The 23,063-nt window shown below is 66.0% G+C and carries 25 protein-coding genes and 1 tRNA gene; 8 read left to right on the top strand and 18 right to left on the bottom strand.

Annotated features, from left to right (window positions below; translation table 11 throughout):
• Nucleotides 1-294: 294 nt before the first annotated feature.
• Nucleotides 295-783 carry a hypothetical protein gene (locus ACR65K_RS01860; protein WP_440151148.1) on the bottom strand — a complete coding sequence of 163 codons (489 nt, stop codon included), beginning with the start codon at nucleotides 781-783 and terminating at the stop codon, nucleotides 295-297.
• A gap of 221 nt (nucleotides 784-1,004) precedes the next feature.
• On the opposite strand from ACR65K_RS01860, the gene ACR65K_RS01855 reads away from it, so the two are divergent.
• Together ACR65K_RS01855 and ACR65K_RS01850 are read left to right on the top strand one after the other, a co-directional pair.
• Nucleotides 1,005-2,204 carry an acetyl-CoA C-acetyltransferase gene (locus tag ACR65K_RS01855; protein WP_440151147.1) on the top strand — a complete coding sequence of 400 codons (1,200 nt, stop codon included), beginning with the start codon at nucleotides 1,005-1,007 and terminating at the stop codon, nucleotides 2,202-2,204.
• The gene (locus ACR65K_RS01850) at nucleotides 2,204-2,701 is read left to right on the top strand and encodes an aminoacyl-tRNA deacylase (protein WP_056334227.1); all 498 of its coding nucleotides are present in this window, start codon (nucleotides 2,204-2,206) and stop codon (nucleotides 2,699-2,701) included. Before ACR65K_RS01855 ends, ACR65K_RS01850 begins: the two co-directional genes overlap by 1 nt.
• A 91-nt stretch (nucleotides 2,702-2,792) precedes the next feature.
• On the opposite strand, the gene rplL is transcribed toward ACR65K_RS01850, so the two are convergent.
• From rplL to ACR65K_RS01805, 9 genes are all read right to left on the bottom strand, one after another.
• The gene (gene rplL / locus ACR65K_RS01845; protein WP_018769123.1) at nucleotides 2,793-3,170 is read right to left on the bottom strand and encodes a 50S ribosomal protein L7/L12; all 378 of its coding nucleotides are present in this window, start codon (nucleotides 3,168-3,170) and stop codon (nucleotides 2,793-2,795) included.
• Nucleotides 3,171-3,247: 77 nt separating this feature from the next.
• Nucleotides 3,248-3,829, bottom strand: coding sequence for a 50S ribosomal protein L10 (rplJ, locus tag ACR65K_RS01840; protein ID WP_018769122.1), 582 nt, complete (start codon nucleotides 3,827-3,829; stop codon nucleotides 3,248-3,250).
• Between the two features lie 297 nt (nucleotides 3,830-4,126).
• On the bottom strand, nucleotides 4,127-5,245 hold the full coding sequence (locus ACR65K_RS01835) for a GNAT family N-acetyltransferase (RefSeq protein WP_440151146.1): 1,119 nt from the start codon (nucleotides 5,243-5,245) through the stop codon (nucleotides 4,127-4,129).
• Between the two features lie 7 nt (nucleotides 5,246-5,252).
• Nucleotides 5,253-6,407: a GNAT family N-acetyltransferase gene (locus tag ACR65K_RS01830; RefSeq protein ID WP_440151145.1), complete on the bottom strand. Its 1,155-nt coding sequence runs from the start codon at nucleotides 6,405-6,407 to the stop codon at nucleotides 5,253-5,255.
• Between the two features lie 115 nt (nucleotides 6,408-6,522).
• A complete protein-coding gene (gene rplA, locus ACR65K_RS01825; RefSeq protein WP_056334219.1) occupies nucleotides 6,523-7,230 on the bottom strand; it encodes a 50S ribosomal protein L1 in 708 nt (235 codons plus the stop codon).
• A gap of 178 nt (nucleotides 7,231-7,408) precedes the next feature.
• A complete protein-coding gene (gene rplK / locus ACR65K_RS01820) occupies nucleotides 7,409-7,840 on the bottom strand; it encodes a 50S ribosomal protein L11 (protein WP_003803853.1) in 432 nt (143 codons plus the stop codon).
• A gap of 128 nt (nucleotides 7,841-7,968) precedes the next feature.
• Entirely contained in the window at nucleotides 7,969-8,787 is an 819-nt protein-coding gene (nusG, locus tag ACR65K_RS01815) for a transcription termination/antitermination protein NusG (protein WP_056334217.1), read from the bottom strand.
• A 115-nt stretch (nucleotides 8,788-8,902) separates the two neighbouring features.
• The gene (secE, locus tag ACR65K_RS01810; protein ID WP_056334214.1) at nucleotides 8,903-9,187 is read right to left on the bottom strand and encodes a preprotein translocase subunit SecE; all 285 of its coding nucleotides are present in this window, start codon (nucleotides 9,185-9,187) and stop codon (nucleotides 8,903-8,905) included.
• Between the two features lie 82 nt (nucleotides 9,188-9,269).
• Nucleotides 9,270-9,342: transfer RNA gene (locus ACR65K_RS01805), tRNA-Trp, on the bottom strand.
• Nucleotides 9,343-9,618: 276 nt separating this feature from the next.
• Here ACR65K_RS01805 and ACR65K_RS01800 point away from each other — a divergent pair.
• Nucleotides 9,619-10,836, top strand: a complete 1,218-nt coding sequence (locus ACR65K_RS01800) for a pyridoxal phosphate-dependent aminotransferase (protein WP_440151144.1) — start codon at nucleotides 9,619-9,621, stop codon at nucleotides 10,834-10,836.
• A 137-nt stretch (nucleotides 10,837-10,973) separates the two neighbouring features.
• Here ACR65K_RS01800 and ACR65K_RS01795 read toward each other — a convergent pair whose 3' ends face one another.
• The gene (locus ACR65K_RS01795; RefSeq protein WP_440151143.1) at nucleotides 10,974-11,663 is read right to left on the bottom strand and encodes a LuxR C-terminal-related transcriptional regulator; all 690 of its coding nucleotides are present in this window, start codon (nucleotides 11,661-11,663) and stop codon (nucleotides 10,974-10,976) included.
• Nucleotides 11,660-13,021 (bottom strand): ATP-binding protein, encoded by a 1,362-nt coding sequence (locus ACR65K_RS01790; RefSeq protein WP_440151142.1) that lies wholly within the window; start codon nucleotides 13,019-13,021, stop codon nucleotides 11,660-11,662. The genes ACR65K_RS01795 and ACR65K_RS01790 overlap by 4 nt, the downstream gene beginning before the upstream one ends.
• A gap of 125 nt (nucleotides 13,022-13,146) precedes the next feature.
• Here ACR65K_RS01790 and ACR65K_RS01785 point away from each other — a divergent pair, with 125 nt between their 5' ends.
• From ACR65K_RS01785 to ACR65K_RS01765, 5 genes are all read left to right on the top strand, one after another.
• Nucleotides 13,147-14,877, top strand: a complete 1,731-nt coding sequence (locus ACR65K_RS01785) for a PspC domain-containing protein (RefSeq protein ID WP_440151141.1) — start codon at nucleotides 13,147-13,149, stop codon at nucleotides 14,875-14,877.
• Between the two features lies 1 nt (nucleotide 14,878).
• Entirely contained in the window at nucleotides 14,879-15,136 is a 258-nt protein-coding gene (locus ACR65K_RS01780; RefSeq protein ID WP_056334195.1) for a hypothetical protein, read from the top strand.
• Nucleotides 15,137-15,139: 3 nt separating this feature from the next.
• A complete protein-coding gene (locus ACR65K_RS01775; RefSeq protein ID WP_056334192.1) occupies nucleotides 15,140-15,391 on the top strand; it encodes a PspC domain-containing protein in 252 nt (83 codons plus the stop codon).
• A gap of 213 nt (nucleotides 15,392-15,604) precedes the next feature.
• A complete protein-coding gene (locus tag ACR65K_RS01770) occupies nucleotides 15,605-16,630 on the top strand; it encodes an ATP-dependent 6-phosphofructokinase (RefSeq protein WP_056334189.1) in 1,026 nt (341 codons plus the stop codon).
• 27 nt (nucleotides 16,631-16,657) lie between these two features.
• Entirely contained in the window at nucleotides 16,658-17,374 is a 717-nt protein-coding gene (locus ACR65K_RS01765; RefSeq protein WP_440151138.1) for a GNAT family N-acetyltransferase, read from the top strand.
• Here ACR65K_RS01765 and ACR65K_RS01760 read toward each other — a convergent pair.
• The 6 genes from ACR65K_RS01760 to ACR65K_RS01735 form a co-directional block, all read right to left on the bottom strand.
• Nucleotides 17,336-18,859 (bottom strand): DHA2 family efflux MFS transporter permease subunit, encoded by a 1,524-nt coding sequence (locus ACR65K_RS01760; RefSeq protein ID WP_440151137.1) that lies wholly within the window; start codon nucleotides 18,857-18,859, stop codon nucleotides 17,336-17,338. The two genes, ACR65K_RS01765 and ACR65K_RS01760, sit on opposite strands and share 39 nt — an antisense overlap.
• Nucleotides 18,860-18,907: 48 nt before the next feature.
• Nucleotides 18,908-19,339, bottom strand: coding sequence for an ankyrin repeat domain-containing protein (locus ACR65K_RS01755; RefSeq protein ID WP_056334178.1), 432 nt, complete (start codon nucleotides 19,337-19,339; stop codon nucleotides 18,908-18,910).
• Complete coding sequence (gene ygfZ / locus ACR65K_RS01750; protein WP_440151136.1) at nucleotides 19,339-20,421, bottom strand: CAF17-like 4Fe-4S cluster assembly/insertion protein YgfZ; 1,083 nt, start codon at nucleotides 20,419-20,421, stop codon at nucleotides 19,339-19,341. The genes ACR65K_RS01755 and ygfZ overlap by 1 nt, the downstream gene beginning before the upstream one ends.
• Nucleotides 20,422-20,443: 22 nt before the next feature.
• Nucleotides 20,444-21,178, bottom strand: a complete 735-nt coding sequence (locus ACR65K_RS01745; RefSeq protein ID WP_440151135.1) for a flavodoxin family protein — start codon at nucleotides 21,176-21,178, stop codon at nucleotides 20,444-20,446.
• 36 nt (nucleotides 21,179-21,214) lie between these two features.
• Nucleotides 21,215-21,823 (bottom strand): nitrobindin family protein, encoded by a 609-nt coding sequence (locus ACR65K_RS01740; RefSeq protein ID WP_056334169.1) that lies wholly within the window; start codon nucleotides 21,821-21,823, stop codon nucleotides 21,215-21,217.
• A gap of 173 nt (nucleotides 21,824-21,996) precedes the next feature.
• Nucleotides 21,997-22,764 carry a permease gene (locus ACR65K_RS01735; protein ID WP_440151133.1) on the bottom strand — a complete coding sequence of 256 codons (768 nt, stop codon included), beginning with the start codon at nucleotides 22,762-22,764 and terminating at the stop codon, nucleotides 21,997-21,999.
• Between the last annotated feature and the right edge of the window lie 299 nt (nucleotides 22,765-23,063).

Here is a 23,063-nt window from a genome sequence, read left to right as displayed (position 1 = left end):
TTTCAGATCTCCCCCGCTGTGCACCCTACGGAGTGACTCCGCAGCGCTACCATCCGGTTCCGCTATATGACCCGGGGCCTGAACTGACTATGCTGTGACCGTTGTTACGGCACGTTGATTGCCAGCTGCCAGGCAAAGCCCACCGCTATATGAAGGCTGAAGGTAAACAGGGAAGACGCAAATATCTACGATACGGCAAAACAACCTACGTGTCTACCCCACTTCCGGCCGGATTGCAAGCACTTGATTTTGGGGACTTCCGCAGCAGCCTTCCGGCTCCTGCACTTGCGCCTGCTAGAGCCGCAGCGTTACGCCCTCCGCCGTGCAGGCCGCGGAGTTTGCGAAGACAGCGTCCCGGACCGCGTCCTGGGATTCCCGGGCCGGCTTGCCGCCGGACTCTGCAGCGGCTGAGTGGTCGATGGCCAGCAGGCCCAGGGAGGCGAACAGGCCCTGCAGGTCCCCGGTCACCCTGTCCTTGGCGTCCTGGGCCTTCAGGTAGACGTCCTCATAGCCCTTGGAGTCGGTGGGTGAAACTGCAGCGTAATCCACTACCAGTTTGTTGAAGAGTTCGCAGGCTTCCCGGGTTCCGGCTGCCTTGGCGCCCTGGCTTGCGGTGCCGCCGCCGGCTGCAGGGCTTGCGGCTGCGTCCGGCGTCGACGCCGGGGACGCCGTCGTCTTCACCGATTCTGCCGGCGCCGGCGTGGACACCGAGCAACCTGCCAGCACGCCGCCGGTCAGTGCGGCCGTGGCGGCGATGACCCCTGCGGTAAAGGCCTTCTTCACGTTCTCTCTCCGTCCGTCCGGGCCGCTGACCTTGCGTCCCCCTGCAAAGCCTCGCCGTCCACCCTACGCAAGCGGCCGCCGTCGCGCATAACCCCGGCGATGGGGACCTCTCCCCTGCCCCTGAGGAATGCACATAACGCGTCCAGCGTTTGAATAGATGGGTGACCAGGCTCACGATAGCCTTGGTGGCTTACACCGGAACCGGATTGAAAGTGGTAACCATGGGCAACTCTCCTGACAGCAATGACGTTGTCATCCTTGGGGCAGCGCGGACTCCGCAGGGCCGGATCAACGGCCAACTGTCCAGCCTTACTGCAGTGGACCTCGGCGCGCACGCCATCAGGGCCGCCCTGGAATCGAGCGGCGTCGACGCCGGTGACGTGGAGGCCGTGATCATGGGCCAGGTCCTGCAGGCAGGAGCCGGGCAGAATCCCGCGCGGCAGAGCGCCGTCGGCGCCGGCATCGGATGGAACGTTCCCTCGGTGACGGTCAACAAGGTGTGCCTGTCCGGCCTGACTGCCGTGATCGATGCTGCGCGGATGATCCGCGCCGGCGAGGCCGCCGTGGTGGTGGCAGGCGGCCAGGAATCCATGAGCCGCGCGCCGCACCTGCTCCCGGGTTCCCGCCAGGGGTGGACGTACGGCTCCATCCAGGCGCTGGACGCTGCCGCCCATGACGGGCTGACCGACGCTTTTGACGGGCAGTCCATGGGCCTGTCCACCGAGACCCGCAACCTCACGCTCGGCATCGACCGCACCTCCCAGGACAACGTTGCGGCGCAGTCCCACCAGCGCGCGGCGCTGGCGGCAAAGAACGGAACGTTCGACGGCGAGATCGCACCCATCAGCGTCAAGCAGCGTAAGGGTGATCCCTTTGTGGTGGACACCGACGAAGGCGTGCGCCCGAACACCTCGGTTGAGTCGCTGGCCGGCCTCCGGGCAGCGTTCGTGACCGACGGAACCATCACCGCCGGCAACTCCTCACCCCTGTCCGACGGCGCAGCCGCCCTGGTGCTCGCATCCCGCGGCTATGCGGAGGAGCACGGACTGGAGTACCTGGCCGTGGTGGGAAAGCCGGGGCAGGTGGCTGGCCCTGACAACTCCCTGCATTCCCAGCCGTCAAACGCCATCATGAACGCCCTGGGCAAGGCCGGGTGGAGCACCGCGGACCTTGACTTCATCGAGATCAACGAGGCCTTCGGCTCCGTGGCCGTGCAGTCCCTCAAGGACCTGAACTACCCCCTGGAGAAGTGCAACATCCACGGCGGGGCCATCGCCCTGGGACACCCGATCGGGGCATCGGGGGCACGGCTTGCGGCCCATGCCGCCCATGAGCTGAAACGGCGCGGAACCGGCAAGGCCGCGGTGTCCCTCTGCGGCGGGGGCGGGCAGGGCGAAGCCCTCCTGCTGTACCGCGACTGATGGCGGGCCCAACCCGAAACGGGACGGACGGCGTCGGACGGGAACGCTTCCTGGCCGACGCCGCGGCCCGGGGCCTGCAGGTTGACGTGGTGGAGCGCCCCGCCGCAAGAAGCCTTGAAGAGGCCGCCGGCATCCTGGGCATCAGCCCAGGCGACATCGTCAAGTCCCTGGTGGTCAAGCACAAGGACGGGACCTTCCTGTTCGCCCTGATCCCGGGCGACCGGCAGATCTCCTGGCCCAAGCTCCGGGCCCTGGTGGGAGTCAACAAGCTGTCCCTCCCGCCCGCCGATACCGCACTGGAGGCCACCGGTTACGAACGGGGCACCATCACCCCGTTGGGGAGCACCACCGCCTGGCCGGTCTATGCCGACGCGACGATCACCGGGCGCCGGATCTCCATGGGAGCAGGCGCCCACGGCTACAGCGCCTTCGTCGACGCCGACGCCCTCACCGCAGCCCTGGAAGCAGTGGTGGCGGACATCAGCGATCCCGCCTAAGCAGAGGAGCGCCGCGTACAGCTGGACTGCTGCTTAAAGCAGGAAACCCCGCCCACCGGAGTGGACGGGGTTTCCGAAGGAAAAGGCGTTGTTACTTGAGGGTAACGGTAGCGCCTGCAGCCTCGAGCTGCTCCTTGGCCTTCTCGGCAGCTTCCTTGTTGGCGCCTTCGAGGACAGCCTTGGGGGCACCGTCAACCAGGTCCTTGGCTTCCTTGAGGCCGAGGGAGGTGATGGCGCGAACTTCCTTGATGACTGCGATCTTCTTGTCACCGGCAGCTTCGAGGATGACGTCGAAGTCGGTCTTCTCTTCAACCTCTTCAGCAGCTCCGCCACCGGCGGGGCCGGCAACTGCAACAGCAGCGGCGGTAACTTCGAAGGTCTCTTCGAAGAGCTTGACGAACTCGGAGAGCTCGATGATGGTCAGTTCCTTGAAAGCTTCAATGAGCTCTTCGTTGCTGAGCTTCGCCATGGTAGGCGTCCTTCCTGTTGTGGTGTCCGAACAGCGCGTGGCCGGACGGGCACCGGAGTCTGGTGGGGGTAAGAGAATTAGTTCTCTTCGGCAGCGGGAGCTTCAGCGGCAGCTTCAGCTTCAGCGGCAGGGGCTTCTTCAGCGGCGGGCGCTTCGGCAGCTGCCGGTGCACCGTTCTCTTCTTCAAGCTTGAGGCGCAGTGCGTCGATGATGCGTGCGGCTGCGGCGGCGGGTGCCTTGAGGACACCTGCAACCTTGGCGAGCTGCAGCTCACGGGACTCGAGGGCAGCAAGTGCGGCAACCTCGGTGGCGTCCAGCGCCTTGCCCTCGAAGTAACCGGTCTTGATGACCAGCTGCTTGTTGGCCTTGGCAAAATCCGTCAGGCTCTTGGCAGCGGCAACTGCGTCACCCTTGATGAACGCGATTGCAGTGGGGCCGGCAAGCTGGCCGTCGAATGCTTCGACGCCGGCTTCCTTGGCTGCAATGGCGGTCAGGGTGTTCTTGACGACCGCGAACTTGGTGTCCTGGCCGAGAGAAACACGCAGCTGCTTGAGCTGTGCAACGGTGAGCCCGCGGTATTCGGTCAGGACAGCGGCGTTCGATTCCTTGAAATCGTTAGTGATCTCAGCTACTGCTGAAACCTTGGTAGGCGTTGCCATAACCCTCCTTCCGGGGATAGTGCCGGTATTCGACGGTCCCCGCTCAAGAGAGCTAAAACTAAAAACGCCCCGCGCAGATGCACGGGGCTTGGCTCAACACGGCTGTGCCGTGGAACTTTGCTTCGTTCACCTGCGCCGGCCGCCCTGCGTTGAGGGTCCTTCGTCCGGAAAGCCACTGTGGCCTCCAGCGCACAACTGCAGAGTTGAGCCATGTTCAGGAGAGTGGATTTCCAACAACCGACGGTCTTTGGTACCCCCAGCTTACGCGAGGCGTTGCCGCTCCACCAAATCGGGCACTCAACTGGTGCTGGTATGCAGCGTGGGAAGCTCCTTTTGCCAGATCCCGGTCACGCCGGCCGTCTGGAATCCGAGCTGCCGGTTAACGGTCAGGAGGTACCGGTTCTCCGGCGCGTTCCAGGTGTATATGATGCGGGCGTCCGGGAACTGTTCGCTGAGCCGCTCCATGTTGGCCACCTTGATCAGCAGGCCCAGTTTGTTGCCGCGGTGTTCCTGCAGCACCAGGGTATCGTCCTGGAAGACGACGTCGGCGCGGTGCGCCAGCACTGTGATAGTGGTCAGGCCCACCAGGGCTCCGGTGGCAATGTGCTCGACGGCGGTGACCACCGTTCTGCGGCCCTGCGCGATGGCGACGTCCTCCGCTTCCCGCAGCAGACCGCCGTCGAACACCATCTCCTGCTCCACGGGCGCGTCCAGCGACGGGTCAAGTTCGGCCCCCGCCTGGTTTTCCAGGACGGCAACGGCCTCCAGCCAGCGTTCCGGACAGCGGTCGGTCCAGTGGTGCAGCCGGTACCGTCCATTGTTCGCTTCATCGGCCTCTGCCTGGAGGTCGGCCACCAGCTTGGTATCCAGGGGCAGCAGGCAGGAACTGAACTGTTCAATGTGCTGCAGCGTGTAGCCGGTCTTCTGGGCGAACTCCACCTCGCGGCTCTCCAGCGGCACGAACCCCTGGCCGGAGCCGGGGACCAGCTGGGCTTTTTCAAACTCGTGCAGGGATGCGCCGGGATGGTTGGTGTCCACCAGGATCATGGTGCGGCCTTCCCCCCTGGCCAGCTGTTCGGCGGCCTCCAGGAGCCGACGGCCCACGCCCTGCCGCTGGAATTCAGGCAGGATGTCCAGGGTGAGCTCGGCGAGGTCCAGGTGGTCCGTCAGCGGCAGCGCAATGTCGACCGTTCCAACGATGACGCCGTCCACCTTGGCCACGAGGATCAGCTGGCGCTCATAGGGGTCCGCGAACTCAAGCAGCTTCTCCAGCGGACCGTAGGCCAGGTCGTCGCTGCCCCACGTCTGCATCCGTACCTTGCGGCCCACTTCGACGGCGGCGAGGAAGTCCGCTGCGTCGGGGGTGTCCAGTGAGTCGGGGATCCATAGCTGTTCGATCTTTACGTCTATTGCCATTCGGGCATCATCCCAGCCGTTTCTGCCACTCACCTTCATAGCCAGCGGGCCTGAATCCAAGTGCGGTATTTATCGCCAGCATATGCTGGTTTTCGCTGGCATTCCATGTGAGGACCGAGCGCGCCCGGGGCCACTTTTCCTGCGCGCGGCGGAGGTTGGCCGCCTTGACCAGCATGCCCAGCCGGTGACCGCGGTGCTCCTCCGCCACCAAAGTGTCCTGCTGCATCAACGACTCGGGCACCAGCGGCCGCCAGGTCAGGACGGTGTAGGCCACCAGCTCACCGGTCCGGCGGCGCAGGGCCGCCGCCACCGACGACTCAACACCGCCCCTGGCCAGCGCCAACTCATCGTCACGCACGCGGTCTTCGTCCCAGTCCTCGCGCTCCCAATCCATACCTGCGGTAGGGGCATCAGTGCTCATTCGCGCCCGCAGCCCGGCATAAGCGGCGACGAGCGATTCCGGGCAGCGTCCGTCCCAGCCCGTGAGCACATAGTCCCCTGCACGGGCAAGCGCATCAGACTCGAGCCGGTCGAGCAGTCCTTCCGGAAGTGGAAGCTCCAGCCGGCTGGAACGCTCCACCTGTTCCAGCCGGTAGCCGGCGGCCAGTGCGAATGCGGTGGCCGGGTCATCCAGCGGCAGTCCACCCGCCCCGGAACCGGCGGGGACCAGTTGCGAACCGGCCTGCACCGCGTCGAGCGGCAGTTCATGGAAGGCGTCGAGGGAGGACCTGCCGTGAGTCCGCGCCATCGCTTCGGCGTGGTCCAGCAGGGCGCGCCCCACTCCCCTGCGCCGCCATTGGGGAACCACCAGGACATCAATTCCTGCGGTGGCCAGGTTCTCCCGCAGGGGCAACGTGACGGAACACAGCCCCACGGGTTCCGGGCCGATCCGTGCCAGGAACAGATGCCGCTCCTCATACCGGCTCCCACGCCAGAACTCCAGCGCCTCGGCCACGGTGGCGCAACGCTCCAGGTTTCCCCAGACAGCCACGGCGTGGGCCTCCTTCATGGCCTGGCAGGCCAGGAAATCCGGGGACAGTCCGGCGGCGCCACTGTCCCCACGGCTGCCCGGGTCCCCTCCCGGCGGAAGGCCGACGGCGGCAATCGCCAAACCATCGGGGCCAGGAATTGGCGCTGGTTCAGTCGGCTCGGTCCAGTCCATGCAGCCAGCTTAGGCAAAGAGGGCGGACAAAAAAGAAGACCGTCCCGGCGCTGATGCGCCAGGACGGTCTTCGGTTGCGCCGGAATCAATCCGGTGCGGGAACTTCTTTCAACGACTATGCGTCGGTGAGCACCTTGGTGACGTTGGGATCAACGGAGATGCCCGGGCCGAACGTGGTGGCCACGGTGGCCTTCTGGATGTAGCGGCCCTTGGAAGCGGACGGCTTCAGGCGAAGCACCTCTTCCAGTGCTGCTGCGTAGTTCTCAGCCAGCTTGACGGCGTCGAAGGAAACCTTGCCGATGATGAAGTGCAGGTTGGAGTGCTTGTCGACGCGGAAGTCGATCTTTCCACCCTTGATGTCGTTGACGGCCTTGGTGACGTCGGGGGTCACGGTGCCCGTCTTCGGGTTCGGCATCAGGTTACGCGGACCCAGGACCTTACCGAGGCGGCCAACCTTGCCCATGAGGTCAGGGGTGGCAACGGCGGCGTCGAAGTCGGTCCAGCCGGCTGCGATCTTTTCGATCAGGTCGTCGGAACCAACGAAGTCGGCGCCGGCTGCGATTGCGGCTTCAGCCTTGTCGCCCGTGGCGAAGACCAGGACGCGGGCGGTCTTACCGGTGCCGTGGGGCAGGTTGACCGTTCCGCGGACCATCTGGTCAGCCTTGCGGGGGTCAACGCCCAGGCGGAAGGCAACCTCAACCGTGGCGTCGAACTTGGACGGGTTGGTGTCCTTGGCCAGCGTTACTGCCTCGAACGGTGCGTAGTGCTTCTCCGCGTCGATCTTGGCGGCTGCTGCCTCATATGCTTTGCTGCGCTTTGCCATGCTGCTTATTTCTCCTTGTGCAGTTGTGGTCTGCGGACCGCGCTGGGCCCTGCCACAGTCGGTGATCCGGTTCGTTATCCGGCCCGGATGACCAACATTTCAATTGTTTGGTGCCGGTGTCCCGGCGGTGCCGCCCGTCGTCGTCAATTAGCCTGACGCTGGACAGCGGAAAGGGATATTAGCCCTCGACGGTGATGCCCATGGAGCGGGCGGTGCCGGCGATGATCTTCGCTGCGCCTTCGAGGCTGGTGGCGTTGAGGTCTTCCATTTTGGTGGAGGCGATCTCGTTGACCTGGGCCTGGGTCAGCTTGGCAACCTTGACGGTGTGCGGGGTTGCTGAACCCTTGGCGACGCCTGCAGCCTTCTTGATGAGTTCTGCAGCCGGCGGGGTCTTGGTGATGAACGTGAAGGAACGGTCCTCGTAGACCGTGATTTCCACGGGGATGACGTTTCCGCGCTGGGCTTCCGTCGCAGCGTTGTACGCCTTGCAGAATTCCATGATGTTGACACCGTGCTGGCCAAGCGCAGGACCGATCGGCGGGGCCGGGTTGGCGGCACCTGCCTGGATCTGCAGCTTGATGAGGCCGGTGACCTTCTTCTTGGGAGCCAATGTAGGGTCCTTCTCTCAATAACGTCCTGGGGCACAGGAGCGTGCCTCAGGTTTGTGGCCGCCATGGCGAGGCGGCCGGCCGTTCCGGTGCCGCTAAGCAGGCGGCGCCGGGACGAATTCTAGGATTCTCAGATCTTGGTGACCTGGTTGAACGCCAGGGTGACGGGCGTTTCGCGCTCGAAGATGGAGACCAGCACCACGAGGGTCTGGGACTCAGGCTTGATCTCGGAGATCGTGGCGGGAAGGGTCTCGAAGGGGCCTTCCTTGACGATGACGGACTCGCCGACCTCGAAATCGACGGCCACGGGAGCCTGGTTCTGCTTGTTGACCGGCTTGCCCTTTTCGGCCTGCTCCTCTTCGAAGACAGGGGCGAGCATGGAGAAGACCTCGTCCAGGCGCAGCGGGACCGGGTTGTGGGCGTTGCCCACGAAGCCGGTGACGCCGGGGGTGTGGCGGACGGCGCCCCAGGAAGCGTCGGTCAGGTCCATGCGGACCAGGACGTAGCCGGGGATGCGGACGCGGTTGATCACCTTGCGCTGGGCGTTCTTGATCTCCACGACTTCCTCCATGGGCACCTGGATTTCGAAGATGTAATCTTCCATGTCCAGGGTCTGGATGCGGGTTTCAAGGTTGGCCTTCACGCGGTTTTCGTAACCGGCGTAGGAGTGGATGACGTACCAGTCACCTTCCTGGCGGCGCAGCTTGGCCTTGAACTCCTCCGCGGGGTCCACTGCTGCGGTTGCTGCCGCGGCGGCAAGGGCGTCGGCGGGCTCGTCTTCCCCGTCAGCGTCTGAAGCGTCGCCTTCGGCGGCTTCTGCATCGTCGGAGGCGGCGTCGTCGAATTCGGGCGTGGAGGACTCAACCTCGGACTCTTCACCGGCTTCTGCCGTGACGTCCGGGGATTCTTCCAGCCCCGTCTCGGTTACCTCGAGCTCCTGCTCAGACACTTGGTCTCCTGCTTCCTCATTGCCTAACATGCCTATTTAAATGGCTCAATCCCGCACGCCGGCGCATCCCTTCCGGTTTCCCGGGCGAAACACGCGGCCTGCGGACCGTGCAGCCTTAGCTGTCCTTGGGGCCGGTGCCGCCGAAGATCCAGCCGACAGCGGTTCCGAAACCGATGTCCAGCAGGCTGACGATGACCATCATGATGGCCACGAACACCAGCACCACGAGCGTGTAGTTGATCAGTTCCTTGCGGGTGGGGGCAACAACCTTCTTCAGCTCGCCAATAATCTGGCGGACAAAAAGTGCAATGCGGGCGAAGAAGTTTGCCTTGGCTTCCTTCTTAGCTGGGCGGCCCTTGGAGCTGCTGGCAGCTGTTTCGGTCACCTGGTCCTCGCTCATCTTTGCAATGGTGGATTACCCGGCCCTGATCAGAACCATGGTTGCTGCGCCTGCTCCGGGCTTTCGCCCGGAGCAGCTTGCGCAGGGCAGACAGGACTCGAACCTGCAACCTGCGGTTTTGGAGACCGCTGCGCTACCAATTGCGCCACTACCCTATGGAGTGAATTCCACTCTCTGACGACCAGGCACCAGCTTGAACTGGGGCGCACGTCATCATCCGTGTTTCAACACCGGTGAACCAGTCTACGCAAGAACTTCGCGTAGGTAAAACCAGCCTGGCCCGGTCCGTCCGAAGTCCGGCCTGAAAGGTGCTGCCCGGGGCAGTCATAAATCAAAACCGGCTCCCCGGAGGGTCCGGTGAACAGCATAGAGTAGAACTCGTCGAATCCCACATTCCAGCCTCCCGGCTGCCTGCGAAGAACGGACCTGCCATGTCTGCCGCCCGCGTTTCCCAACGCATTTCCGCAATTGCCGAATCCGCAACCCTGGCCGTCGATGCCAAGGCCAAGGCGCTGAAGGCAGCTGGCCGGCCCGTTATTGGTTTCGGCGCGGGCGAACCCGACTTCCCCACCCCGGATTACATTGTGCAGGCGGCCATCGAAGCTGCGGGCCAGCCCAAGTACCACCGCTACTCCCCCGCCGGCGGCCTGCCTGAGCTGAAGAAGGCCATTGCGGAGAAGACGCTGCGTGATTCCGGCTACCAGGTGGACCCCTCCCAGGTGCTGGTGACCAACGGCGGCAAGCAGGCCGTGTACAACACCTTCGCCACCCTGGTGGACCCGGGCGACGAAGTGATCGTTCCCACGCCGTTCTGGACGACGTACCCTGAGGCCATCCGGCTCGCCGGCGGCGTCCCCGTAGAGGTCTTCGCCGGGCCCGAACAGGACTACCTGGTGACGGTTGAACAGCTCGAAGCAGCCGTGACGGACCGCACCAAGATCCTGCTGTTCGTCTCGCCGTCGAACCCCACCGGCGCCGTCTATTCCCCCGAGCAGGTGGCGGAGATCGGCAAGTGGGCCGCCGCCAAAGGCCTGTGGGTGGTCACGGACGAAATCTACGAGCACCTGACCTACGACGGCGTGCCGTTCACGTCGATCGCCACCGCCGCCCCCGAACTGGGCGACAAGGTGGTAATCCTCAACGGCGTGGCCAAGACGTACGCCATGACCGGGTGGCGCGTGGGCTGGATGATCGGCCCGGCAGACGTCATCAAGGCAGCCACCAACCTGCAGTCGCACGCCACCTCCAATGTCTCCAACATCATGCAGATCGCCGCCCTCGCCGCGGTGTCGGGCCCGCTGACCGCGGTGGACGAGATGAAGGTTGCCTTCGACCGCCGCCGTAAGGCCATCGTCGCCGGCCTGAACGCGATCGACGGGGTGGAATGCCCGACGCCGAAGGGCGCCTTCTACGTGTACGCGGACGTGCGTGCGCTGCTGGGCAAGGAGTTCCCGACGGCGTCCGGCACCGCAACGCCGCAGACCTCCGCCGAGCTGGCCTCGCTTATCCTTGACGAGGTTGAGGTGGCAGTGGTTCCGGGCGAAGCCTTTGGCCCCTCCGGCTACCTGCGCCTCTCCTACGCGCTGGGTGATGAAGATCTGGCCACCGGCGTCCAGCGCCTGCAGGACTTCCTGGGCAAGGCCCAGTAGACGCCCGCTCACTCCCGGCAGCCCAAACAACAACGCCCGCTCACTTCCTTGAGGAAAGTGAGCGGGCGTTGTTGTTTAAAACGTCATAGGTGAGCGGGCGTTGGGAAAACAGCTGCCAAAGGTGAGCGGGCGTTGGGCTAGAGGAGGCGGCGCTCCGCGGCCCACTTGGTCAGTTCGTGGCGGCTTGAGAGCTGCAGCTTTCGCAGTACCGCTGATACGTGGGTCTCCACGGTCTTGATGCTGATGAAGAGCTCCTTGGCCACCTCCTTGTAGCTGTAGCCCCGGGCGATGAGGCGCATGACCTCGAGTTCACGGGCGGAGAGCCTGTCCAGCTCGTCGTCGGCAATATCCGCCGGAGCGGTGCCAAAGGCATCCAGGACGAACCCGGCAAGGCGCGGGGAGAAGACGGCGTCGCCGCCGGCCACCCGGAACACGGCGTCGGTGATCTCGGCCCCGGAGATGGTCTTGGTGACGTAGCCGCGGGCGCCGGCGCGGATCACGGCCACCACGTCCTCTGCCGCGTCGGAGACGCTCAAGGCAAGGAAGCGGGTGGTGGACAGAAGCGGCGCGGAGCCGGCAATGACTTCGCGGCCGCCGCCGCCCAGGCCGCCGGGCAGGTGGACATCCAGGAGCACGACGTCGGGCCGCTGCTGGGCGATCACGGCGATGGCCTGTTCAACAGTGGCAGCCTCACCCACCACCTGGATGCTGGAATCCAGGTCCGCTTTGAGTCCCGACCGGAAGATGGCGTGGTCGTCCACAATGACAACCCGCACGGAGTTGGCCGGGCGGGCGCTTCCGGCAGCTGTCCCCTGGATGGTGTTCATGATTTTCCTTCCACATGTTCTGCTGCGGCGGGCAGCCCCAGGCGGACCTCGGTGCCGTCGCCCGTGCTGAGGATGGCCGCCGAGCCGCCGTGCCGTTTCATCCTGCCGATGATTGATTCCCTGATGCCAAGCCGGTCCGCCGGGACATCCCCCAGCTGGAAACCGGGTCCCCGGTCCTTTATGAAGATCTCGGCCTGGCCTTCCGATGCTTCAAGGTAGACGGACACGGTTCCACCGCCGTGCCTCGAGGCGTTAAGCATCGCCTCCCGGCTTGCCTGGACCAGGGCCTCGTGCGCCTCGGTCATGGCGGCATCACCAACGGTGACTACTTCCACGGGATTGCCAAGCAGGTCCTCCACCTCGGCGGCAACAGCCTTGATCCGGTCTGAAAGCTGTCCGCTTTCGCGGCCGGGATCCTGGAACAGCCAGCCGCGCAGCTCGCGTTCCTGGGCGCGGGCAAGCCGGACGACGTCATGCTCATTGCCCGCGCGCCGCTGGATCAACGCGAGGGTCTGCAGCACGGAATCGTGCAGGTGGGCAGCAATTTCCGCCCGTTCCGTCTCCCGGATCCTGCCGGCCCGTTCGGTTTCCAGGTCCCGCCAAAACTTCAGCGCCCACGGCAGCAGGACCAGCACCACGCCGCCCAGGACGGCCACGGAAGCCAGCAGGGCCAGCCAGGTTTGTTCCCAAGAGCCCGAGCCGGACACCATTACCAGGACCCCGGCCACCACCAGCGCCAATCCTGCAGCGAGCCTGCCCCACCCGCCGGCCTGGTCCGCTTTGGTCTTATCCACCAGCCCTGCGCGGCGGGTTTCATCCAGCTGCATCCACGCGATTGACGCGCCTCCCAGCACCGCTGCCGCGGGGATGAGTGTCCCCAGGGACACATCCACGCCCAGCATCTGCGCGATCATGATGCCGGCCACCAGCAGGAGCCCGCAGCCGAGCAGGATCTCCTTGCCGTACCGCATCCCGCGTACCCGGAACCAGGGGGATTCCGTGGCGCCGTCTGAGGCAGCGGGTCCGGCGGCACCTGCGGATGTTCCGCCGTCGGACGGTGCTTCCCGCATGGGCTGGCCTTGCAACGTCTGACCCTGCGCGGGCTGGCTTACGGCGGGAGCAATGGGCGACGCCGGCCGGCGGGCGTTGCGCCGCGCGGCCTCATCCGCGGTGGGCACCATGATCCAGAGCCAGGCGTAGAAGACCAGGCCGGCCCCTCCGGCGAACGCGGCAAGAACCATACCTACCCGGACGTTACGGACCGGCCAGCCCAGGTGCGCGGCGAGGCCAGAGCACACTCCCGCGATGACGCGGTCGCTGCTCCGCGCCAGGGGCGGGCGCACCGGGAGGGTTGTCATGGATCAATCCAAACATGGATCAGGGTTGCCCGGACCGCATCCGGCCGCATCCCGGGGACGGGTCAGGGGCCGTTCAGGGTTTCCCCCAGTAGAGCGGCAAAGGGGCCGGACGGGAGGATCGAGGTATGAACTCGCAGATCCCCTCCCCTGACGACGAACACCCTTCCGGGACCTTCCCCGGCTCCGACAGCGAGCGGCCCACCCAGCCGCTCCCGTCCACCTCCGCAGCGCCTTCGGACCCCGCAGCCGGTCCAGGTACCGGCAGCAGCACCGGGCCAAGCACCAACCCGGATGCAGGCTCCAGCACGGGCCCTGCGGCCGGCCCCGCCTCCGGACCGGGTGCCGGCCCTTCAGCCGGTCCGGGCGCTGGTCCGGGCGGCGGTCCGGGCATTGATCCCGCTGATCCGCCGCAGGGCTATGCCTTCGCCGGCAGCTCCGCCGCTCCGACTCCTTCCACCGACTTTTTCGGCTGGATCCGCAGCAACGGCATCTACCGGGGCAACGACCGGTGGATCGGCGGAGTCTGCAGCGGCATTGCCCACCGGCTCAACGTGGACCCGATCATCATCCGTGGCGTCTTCATTGTCCTGACCCTCCTGGCCGGCATCGGTGTGTTCCTGTACGGCCTGGCCTGGGCCTTCCTCCCGGAACCGGACGGCCGGATCCACGTCCAGGAAGCCGGCGCGGGGCGCTGGTCCAGCGGCATGACGGGCTCCCTGATTGCCACCGTGCTGGGGCTCACCGGTCTGGGCGGAGGCTTTTGGGGCTGGAGCCATAACGGCCTGAGCGGACTGCTTTGGACGATTTTCTGGGTTGGCGGCGCAATCTACCTGGTCTACTACCTCTCCCAGCGCAATAAGGCCCACCCGACCATGGCCGGCCACACAGCCACGGCTCCGGGTGCGGCCCACCCGGCGGGACGCCCAGGCGTGGATTACACCTCCGGGGAATACACCTCATCATTCTCTGCAGGCACCTCGGCAGGCACGGGCACAGGCACCGCAGCAGGGTCCGGACCGGGATTTCCTGCGACACCCAACTACAGCGGCCCCATCAGTGGTACCGGCACCGGCACCTACGGCCACGGCACTTCCGGCGGAGGTAGCCCTGTTGGCATGGGCCCCGGCAGCACAGTCCCGGGCGGACCTGGTGCAGGCGGCCCCGGCAGCGGAGTCCCCGGCGGCAGCAGCTACCCCGCACCGTGGGTTCCACCGCGGCCGCAAAAGCCCCGGCCCGCCGGCCCCGGCGCCCCCGCCGTTGCCATCGCAACCGGGTCTGCCCTGCTGGTGGGCGGCGGTCTCAAGGCGCTCGACGCGGCAAACATCATCGATCTGGGCGGCTCCGCCAACGCCATTGTGTGGGCCAGTGCGGCAGCAGTCCTGGGCCTGGGCATCCTGCTTGCGGGCTTCCGCGGCCGGACCTCCGGCGTCCTGAGCCTCTTTGCCGTGATCGCACTGGTGACCGGCGGCATCTACAACACGCTGGACGATGGCCGGATGCGTTTCCAGCAGGTGGACTGGAACCCGGCCAGCATCGAGGAGGCGCGCGGCGGCATCGACATCACCGCAGGGCGGGGAACCGTGGACCTCACGGACCTCTCCCCCACCGCCCCGCTGACATCCGACGTCGTGGTTCCCCTGGACATCACTGCCAGCAACGTAACCGTCGTGATCCCGCAAAACGTGCCCGTTGACATCAAGGCGGACATGACCATGGGAAACCTGAACGAGGCAACCGGCCAGCGCGGCGGCACCACCACCCGCGAAAGCAGCTACAACGCGGACAGGCCCGGCAACCACCTGGTGGTACGGATCGACGGCACGTTCAGCAACGTCACAATCCAGGAAGGCAACTGACATGGACAACAGCAACATTCCGACGACGGCGGACCGGGACACCACCGAAACGGCACCTCCCAGGGTGGGGACGGTGGTGTGGGGACTGATCGTCCTGGCGCTGGCCGCACTGATCATCGTGGCGCAGCTGGGCATCGTGACCCTCAACGGCACGTACGTCCTGATCGGGCTTATGATCGGCGCCGGAGTAGCCCTGGTGGTTGGCGGCCTGCTTTCAGCCCGGAAACGTGACAACGAACCAACGACAAGGAAGTCTTGAGCCATGGATAAGTTCTTCAGCATCGTCAGGGGCCTAGGCCTGCAGCGCGGCCCGGAGCGGTGGCTCGGCGGAGTCTGCGGCGGCATAGCTGCCAAGCTCAACGTGGACGTTGCCTTTGTCCGCATCGCCTTCCTGCTCTTCGCCCTGCTGCCAGGCCCGGCATTCGTCTTCTACCTCCTTGCCTGGGTGATCCTCCCGGACCAGCGGAACGAGATCGTGCTCCAGACGTTCCTGGACCGGCGGTCGCTTAACTGACCACCACTGGCCCGGCCCACTGACCAGGCCCAAGGCTCCTGATTTCGCGGACAATCCACGAAATCGGGAGCCTTTCCCATTCCCGGGCTGTCCCTGCACCAACGCCACCCCATGTAACCGGTTTGTGTCGTACCCCACACACCCCACTACACTTCTAGGTGAGCTCAGCGTGGCGCTCTGCCCGTAAACCTTCTCTCCAGGATTTGAGCGAACATGAAAATTGGAATCCTCACCAGCGGTGGCGACTGCCCCGGATTGAACGCCGTGATCCGCGGCGCCGTGCTGAAAGGCATTGCCGTCCACGGCCAGGAATTCGTCGGATTCCGCGACGGCTGGCGGGGCGTGGTGGAGGGGGACATCATCGACATCCCCCGCACCATGGTCCGCGGCATCGCCAAGCAGGGCGGCACCATCCTGGGCACCTCCCGCACCAACCCCTTCGAGAACGGCGGCGGCCCGGAGGCCATCAAGGCCCATATGGACCGGCTGGGCATCGACGCCATCATCGCGATCGGCGGTGAGGGAACCCTCGCAGCCGCCAAGCGCCTGACGGACGCCGGACTCAAGATCGTGGGCGTCCCCAAGACGGTTGACAACGACCTTGACGCCACCGACTACACCTTCGGGTTCGACACCGCCGTGCAGATCGCCACCGAGGCCATCGACCGGCTCCGCACCACGGGCGAGTCCCACCACCGCTGCATGATCGCCGAAGTGATGGGCCGGCACGTGGGCTGGATCGCCCTGCACGCCGGCATGGCGGCAGGCGCGCACGCAATCCTCATCCCGGAGCAGAAGGTCAGCATCGAGCAGATCACCGAATGGGTGAACGAGGCCCACGCCCGTGGCCGCGCGCCCCTGGTGGTGGTGGCCGAAGGCTTCGTCCCCGAGCACATGGAAAGCCCCCACTCCGAGCGTGGCCTGGACACCTTCGGCCGCCCCCGCCTTGGCGGCATCGCAGACCAACTCGCCCCCGAACTGGAGGCCCGGACCGGCATCGAAACCCGCGCCACCATCCTGGGCCACATCCAGCGCGGCGGCGTTCCCTCTGCCTTCGACCGGGTCCTTGCCACCCGGCTCGGCATGGCCGCCATCGATTCCGTGGTGGAAGGCTACTGGGGCACCATGGTGGCATTGAAGGGCACGGACATCCGGCACGTCGCCTTCGAGGAGGCCCTGGGCCAGCTGAAGACCGTCCCGCAGAACCGCTACGACGAAGCCGCGGTCCTGTTCGGCTAAGCCACCGCGCCGCCCTAGGCTGGGACCATGACACTCGACCCCGGCTCAGCGGCCATCATCCAGCTGGCATGGGCGCGCCGGCTGGGCCTTGACGACGATGCCTTCGGTGACGCCCTGGCTTCGGGCCAACGGATTGTCCGCGCTGACGAATCGGCCCGGACCGTTGAATTCGTGCGGTTGTTCGGAAGCTCCGCGCTGGTGGCGCCTCAGAACGTCATTGACGCCGCAACGGACATCCCTGACGAGGAGATGGCCCAGCACGTCACGCTGCTGAAACTCACCAGGGACCAGGGCGGCCACGGACTCGGCGCTGCGGCCCTGTTCTTCGCCGACGACCTGCCGCTTCAGCAGCCCTCCGAGGAACTGACGGTTTCGCATGGCAACCCTGAGGCCATCGAGCTGGAAGGCCGCTGCCCGCCGGACGACGTCAACGAAGTGGGGCTCTCCGACCTCGAAAACCGGTACACCATCGTGCACGAAGTGGACGGCAGGCGGGTACCCTTGGCCTGTGGGGCTTACGGGGAATGGGAAGGCTTGCTGGCGAACATGGGGGTGCTGGTGGATCCTGAATGGCGCCGCCGCGGGCTGGGCTCGCTGGCGGGCTCCATCGCGGCCCATGAGGCCTTGGCTGCCGGGCTGACGCTGCAGTGGCGTGCGGACGTCAGCAACACCGGCTGCCTGGCCCTGGCCAGGCAGCTTGGCCTCTCAGCCGGCGGAATCCAAACCAGCGTCCACCTTCGCTGACGCCCGGTCCTGCCCCTGCGTTCCCCAACCCTGCACCGGCTGCGGCTTGGCAAAGAACAGAGCCACCGCAGCTCCCACCAGGATCACTCCGGCGGGCAGCAGGATGGACTGGCCCATCGCCGTCGAGAATCCTGCATGGAGGAACTCCGGCAGCGAGCCGCCCATAGCCAGGCCTTCCCCCGCAGCTCCGCCAGGTCCGCCTGAGGGAAGCTCGGCGGCGAGCCGGGACTGGATCAGCACGGCGATGGCGGCACTTCCCAAGACCGCCCCGATCTGTCGGGTGGTGTTGTAGACACCCGACCCGGCCCCCGCCTGGCGCGGCGGCAGGTTCCTGGTGGCAGTGGTGCTGAGCGGGGCCCAGATGCCGGCGTTGGCGAAGCCAAGGACGGCGCTGGGCAGCAGGAACAGCAGGATGGGCGTATCCGGCTGCATCAGGGCCGAGTTCCACAGCAGCGCCACCGCCATGAGCACCAGCCCGGTGGCGGTGATGTATTTCGGGTTGACCCGGTCCACCAGCTTGCCCACCACGGGGGCCAGCCCACCGGAGATCAGGGCCATGGGCACCATCATCAGGGCGGACTGCGTGGGGGTGAGGCCCCGGACCAGCTGGTAGTAGAAGATCAGCGGCAGGCTGAAGGCGGTCACGGTGAAGCCCACGGTGGTGATCCCGATATTGGCCAGGGAGAAGTTGCGGTCCCGGAACAGTCCCAGCGGCAGGAGCGGTTCACCCCTGTTGAACCGCTGCCACAGGACGAAGCCGATCAGCACCACGATGCCGGCGATGATCAGGCCCCACACGCTGACGGGTCCCGTGATGGTGCCCCAGTTGTAGGTCTCGCCCTCCTGGATCCCGAACACCAGCAGGAAGAGCCCCACGGCGCTCAGCAGCACGCCGGGAATGTCAAACTTGTGCGGGTGGGTGCTCAGTGCCGGAACGTTGCGCAGCGCAAGGATGAAGCCAACAACGCCGATGGGCACGTTGATGAAGAAGATCCACTCCCAGCCCAGGCCGTCCACCAGGACGCCGCCCAGGATGGGCCCCACAAGAGTTGCCATCCCGGCGGTGGCACCCCAGACGGCCATGGCTGATCCGCGGCGGTCCGGCGGGAAGATCCGGGTGATCACGGCCATGGTCTGGGGAGTCATCATCGCGGCGCCGAGGCCCTGGAGGACGCGGGCGGCAATCAGGATCCGGACGTCGCCGGACAGACCGCACCACAGCGAGGCGAGGGTGAAGACCACCAGGCCGGAGAGATAGAGCTTCTTGGGCCCGAACCTGTCCCCCAGCCTGCCGGTGATGAGCAGCGGGACGGCGTAGGCCAGCAGGTACGCGCTGGTCACCCAGATCACCGAGTTGATGTCGGCGTCCAGGCCCTCCATGATGCGGGGGTTGGCCACGGACACGATGGTGGTGTCGATCAGGATCATGAAGAACCCGATCACCAGGGACCACAGTGCCGGCCAGGGCTTTTCTACGTTTTCCACTCGGTCTTCCTTCAGGAGTTTTTTGTGCCGGGCGGAACCCGGGTGAAGCTAGCCCAGCAGGTCCAGGATCTCCGTGCGGGCGAACATTTGCGCTGCCGCCCGGGCCGACGGCGCACCGGCATCCGGATCCGCGCCGGCGCCCAGCAGGACGCGGGCCACGTCCGTGTAGCCCTTGAAGGCCGCACCTGCCAGCGGGGTCTGGCCGCGGTCGTTGGCGGTGTTGGCGTCGGCGCCGTGCTGCAGAAGCAGCCCAACGGTGCCGGTGTGGCCGTGGTAGGCGGCCAGCATGAGCAGGGAATCACCGGCGGAGTTGGTCAGGGTAGCGGGAACCCCGGCGTCCAGGTAGGCACCCAGCAGCTCATCGCTTCCTTCCCGCGCCGCCTGAAAGAGAGTCTGCGCCAAAGCCAGCGCGTCGTCGTCGTGCCCTTCCGCGGGCTGGGTTCCGGCGCCCGCAGGCGTGGTCCCGGTGTGTTCGGTCATCAGCGTGGCCCTTTCAGGAATCCTGTCTGGCGCCCCACCACCTGGCCGGCGTCCGGGGCGACAATGAGCTCCTGGACGGCCGGATACGGCTCATCGCCGTCCAGGACCGTCAGTATTTCATCCGGTGCCACGGAACGCTTTATGACTGCCAGTGCCACCGGGCCCATCTCATAGTGCTGGGCCACCGAGGTAACCGCCCCGACTTTCCGTTCCCCCGCCATGACCGGGCTTCCGGCGGCGGGGAGGGTGTGCTGTGAGCCGTCCAGCTGCAGGAACACCAGCCGGCGGGGCGGATGGCCCAGGTTGTGGACCCGGGCGATGGTTTCCTGGCCTTTGTAGCAGCCCTTGGCCAGGTGGACGGCGGTGCGCAGCAGGTCCAGTTCGTGCGGGATGGTCTTGTCATCCGTCTCGGCACCGATCCGTGGCCGCCACGCGGCGACGCGCAGGGCTTCGGCGGCGAGCACACCGGCCAGCGCGCGCCCGGAAACGGCTTCCTCCAGCTCCGCTGCGGGGATGAGGTACTCGAACCAGGGGCGCTCCAGGCCCGGGTGGTTCTCCTCGGAGACGGTGGCGTAGGAGTATCCGCCGGCAGACACGTGCGGCCACGGGTCCTGCCAGGCAAGGCGGCCGGACCACTCGGGGACGGCACTGGTGCTGCCCACGACGGCCCAGTCTGCCGAAACGTCGGCGATCTCAACCCGCAGCATGAACTTCATCCGGTTAAGGTACTCAGCCAGCGGCGCTGCTTCGGCGGCCTCGACTATCAGCCAGGTGGTTTCGCCGTCGTCAACCACCCGGGCGTCAAAGTCGATGCGGCCCTGGACGCTGAGGAGCAGCAGTTCGCTGGACTCCCCCGGCTTCAGCGCTGCCACCTGTTGCGAGGACAGGGTGTTTAGCCAGTTCAGCCGGTCCGGCCCGGTGACGGTGACCACGCCGCGGTGGGAAAGATCGACGACGGCGGTTCCGGCAGCGAGTGCGCGCTGCTCGCGCAGGGGCTCGCCGTAGTGGGCGGCGACTCCTGCGTCAGGGCCGCCCGCCTCGACAGCGCCGGGGCGCGACAACAAAGGGCTGGGAGTAGTCATATGAAGTAGAAGTCCTTGAAGGCTAACGGTATTCCGGGTTTTCGAAATCGAAATGGGTTCCGGCGTTCCATTCGTTGGGCAGGTTGCCGTAGGCGGGGTAGCCGCCCGCATTCTTCAGGATCTTTGCCAGGTGCAGGAGGTTCCAGGTCATGAAGGTTGTGTTGCGGTTGGTGAAGTCGGTCTCCGGCCCGCCGGAGCCTTCATCCAGGTAGCTCGGGCCGGGACCAACCGGGCCGATCCAGCCGGCGTCGGCCTGGGGCGGGATGCTGAAGCCGATGTGCTGCAGGCTGTAGAGGATGTTCATGGAACAGTGCTTGATGCCGTCCTCGTTGCCGGTGATCAGGCAGCCGCCCACCTTGGGATAGAACGCCCACTGCCCATTGCTGTTCAGCTCACCGGAATGGGCGTAGAGGCGCTCGATGAGTTTCTTGGTCTGTGACGAGTTGTCGCCCAGCCAGATGGGGCCCGCCACCACCAGGATGTCGGCTTCCTTGACGGCGGGATAGAGCGCCGGCCATTCGTCGGTGGCCCATCCGTGCTGGGTCATGTCAGGGTAGACACCGCTGGCGATGTCGTGGTCCACGGTGCGGATCACCGTGGTGCTGACACCCTGTTTTTCCATGATGCCGCGGCTGATGGCGATCAGGCCGTCCGTGTTGGACGTCTGCGGCGACTTCTTCAGGGTGCCGTTGAAGAAGACGGCTTTGAGGCCGCCGTAGCCGCCGGGCTTCCCCGTTTGTTCCGTGCCGTCTTCCACGAGGAGCCCTTTCCAGGTCAGGAGACTCTTGTTGTGTCAGGAGACTCTGTGCAGGAACGCGGAGGCGTGGGCTTCGAGGCCGCTGCCGCCCTCTCCCCCTGTTGCCACGTCCCACCGCCACAGCAGGTTGCCGTCCACCAGGCCGAAGATCCGGGTGGCCGCGCTGTACTCCTTGGAGTGGCTGCCACGCATCACCATGTCGGTGGTCAACTGGATCTGGGGGCCCTTGATCTGGCCGTAGTACAGCTCCGTGATTCCGCCGGGGTGGGCGATGGACACCGAGATGTCGAAGCCGCCGTCCTTGTTGCGCAGCGCTTCCACTTCGTCGGCGCTCTTCAGCACCGGGACGATGTCGGCCGGCACCAGGCCGGGGCCGCCGTCGGCATCCAGCTGCTTGCGCTCCAGCGCCCAGAAGCCGGTCTCGACGGTGAGCGGCCGCAGGCGCGTGCCCTCGTCGTCGGTCAACCAGCTTTCGGCTCGGTACTGGAGGTACGGCAGGCCGTTGTGGGTGAAGGAGACGTGCTGCAGGAAGTGCTCCGAGTCCTCGTCGCCGCTGCCCAGCCGGCCGCGGCCCTCCCACTCACCAATGAGCCATGAAAGGGGGACGAGTTCAGGGGTCAGATCTGTAGGAATCTCAATGGGCATTGGTATTACCTCGAGATACGGCTGGCTCCGGAAAAGGGGTGGCTACTTCTGGCCCTTGAAGAGGCGGTAGACCACGAAACCGGCGAACCAGGCCATGGACAGGCTCGCGATGCCGAGCAGGACAAGGAAGAAGATTTCAAAAGCAAGTACGGACATGGTGCCATCCTAACCCGTTAGTAGATGAGTAGTTTGTCTATGAAGTACGCAAGGGATCCCACCGCAGAAACCGGGGCGAGGCCCATGCTCAGGGCGGCTGGAAAATTCAGCGGGGCGCCGCGCAGCGTGGCCAGCCTGCGGAAGCTTGCCAGGACCGCGCCTACCACCACTCCGAAGACGGCGGCGGGCAGGACCGCGATGTCCGACAGGACCAGTCCGGCCAGCGGCCCCGCCAGGCCTGCGAGCACAATGCCCAGTGGCGCAATGATGCTGTCAGGCCAGCGGATCAGGCCGGCGAGCAGGGCCACGGCCGCGCTGACGGCCGCCACCAGCAGCATCTCGCGGACCCCGTTGAACCGGGCACCGGCAACCCAGCCTGCTCCCAGGCATGAGAGCAGGACGCCGGCGCAGCATCCGAGTGTGGACTCCAGCCGTTGGGCCTGGCCCGTGCCGCGGACCAGCTGCACCACGAAGACCGCCATCATTCCCAGCGCCACGAATGCCGGTGTCCAGTCCAGGTAGCCCGGCGCCGGTGTCACGCCGGCGGCCACGGCAGCGCCCGCGCCCGGAAGGGCGATGACGGCGGCGAGGGTCTTCTTGGCGGGGATGCGCAGGAAGTGCGGCCACCCGACGCCCACCGCGGCGGCAATGAGGATGCCGACGGCGACGAGCGCTTCAGGAGACGCGTAGACCCCGGCGATGATGGCGATGAGGCCCGCGATCCCAATGACACCGATGGTCCAGGAACCAAGCGAACGCACGGGTGCCTGCAGTTCCGCCGTCATGCGGGGCCCGGCCTGTGGTTCGTCGGTGCACTCACTGCGCTGTTTTCCCATCCTGGCGTCGGCCGGAAGGCTGGTCCGCCCCCTCGTGGCAGGGCTGGTCCGCCCTGCTTCAATCCTGCCTTATGTGAACCGCTTATGTCGCAAAACGTGCCTGTCCGCGGCTTGAATCTGTGGCCTGGAGGAGGCCGCCGGGTATACTCAAGGTTCAGCTACGCTCCCTGCTGAGGTGGCTGGCCGGCGGCGTGCTGACGGCTGGGAACCTCGTGCAGGAAGCCCGTACCGGCCGGTGAGAATCCGGT

The sequence above is a fragment of the Arthrobacter sp. SAFR-179 genome (genome assembly GCF_059414945.1).
Note: the sequence above shows the minus strand (reverse complement) of the source record. Positions and strands in the feature narration are given on the sequence as shown.

Bases quoted from the DNA above. Each gene is read 5' to 3' on its own strand.
- ACR65K_RS01855 (WP_440151147.1), top strand. From the start codon at position 1,005: ATGGGCAACTCTCCTGACAGCAATGACGTTGTCATCCTTGGGGCAGCG.
- ACR65K_RS01850 (WP_056334227.1), top strand. From the start codon at position 2,204: ATGGCGGGCCCAACCCGAAACGGGACGGACGGCGTCGGACGGGAACGC.
- rplL (WP_018769123.1), bottom strand. From the start codon at position 3,170: ATGGCGAAGCTCAGCAACGAAGAGCTCATTGAAGCTTTCAAGGAACTG.
- rplJ (WP_018769122.1), bottom strand. From the start codon at position 3,829: ATGGCAACGCCTACCAAGGTTTCAGCAGTAGCTGAGATCACTAACGAT.
- ACR65K_RS01835 (WP_440151146.1), bottom strand. From the start codon at position 5,245: ATGGCAATAGACGTAAAGATCGAACAGCTATGGATCCCCGACTCACTG.
- ACR65K_RS01830 (WP_440151145.1), bottom strand. From the start codon at position 6,407: ATGGACTGGACCGAGCCGACTGAACCAGCGCCAATTCCTGGCCCCGAT.
- rplA (WP_056334219.1), bottom strand. From the start codon at position 7,230: ATGGCAAAGCGCAGCAAAGCATATGAGGCAGCAGCCGCCAAGATCGAC.
- secE (WP_056334214.1), bottom strand. From the start codon at position 9,187: ATGAGCGAGGACCAGGTGACCGAAACAGCTGCCAGCAGCTCCAAGGGC.
- ACR65K_RS01800 (WP_440151144.1), top strand. From the start codon at position 9,619: ATGTCTGCCGCCCGCGTTTCCCAACGCATTTCCGCAATTGCCGAATCC.
- ACR65K_RS01795 (WP_440151143.1), bottom strand. From the start codon at position 11,663: ATGAACACCATCCAGGGGACAGCTGCCGGAAGCGCCCGCCCGGCCAAC.
- ACR65K_RS01790 (WP_440151142.1), bottom strand. From the start codon at position 13,021: ATGACAACCCTCCCGGTGCGCCCGCCCCTGGCGCGGAGCAGCGACCGC.
- ACR65K_RS01785 (WP_440151141.1), top strand. From the start codon at position 13,147: ATGAACTCGCAGATCCCCTCCCCTGACGACGAACACCCTTCCGGGACC.
- ACR65K_RS01780 (WP_056334195.1), top strand. From the start codon at position 14,879: ATGGACAACAGCAACATTCCGACGACGGCGGACCGGGACACCACCGAA.
- ACR65K_RS01775 (WP_056334192.1), top strand. From the start codon at position 15,140: ATGGATAAGTTCTTCAGCATCGTCAGGGGCCTAGGCCTGCAGCGCGGC.
- ACR65K_RS01770 (WP_056334189.1), top strand. From the start codon at position 15,605: ATGAAAATTGGAATCCTCACCAGCGGTGGCGACTGCCCCGGATTGAAC.
- ACR65K_RS01765 (WP_440151138.1), top strand. From the start codon at position 16,658: ATGACACTCGACCCCGGCTCAGCGGCCATCATCCAGCTGGCATGGGCG.
- ACR65K_RS01755 (WP_056334178.1), bottom strand. From the start codon at position 19,339: ATGACCGAACACACCGGGACCACGCCTGCGGGCGCCGGAACCCAGCCC.
- ygfZ (WP_440151136.1), bottom strand. From the start codon at position 20,421: ATGACTACTCCCAGCCCTTTGTTGTCGCGCCCCGGCGCTGTCGAGGCG.
- ACR65K_RS01740 (WP_056334169.1), bottom strand. From the start codon at position 21,823: ATGCCCATTGAGATTCCTACAGATCTGACCCCTGAACTCGTCCCCCTT.
- ACR65K_RS01735 (WP_440151133.1), bottom strand. From the start codon at position 22,764: ATGACGGCGGAACTGCAGGCACCCGTGCGTTCGCTTGGTTCCTGGACC.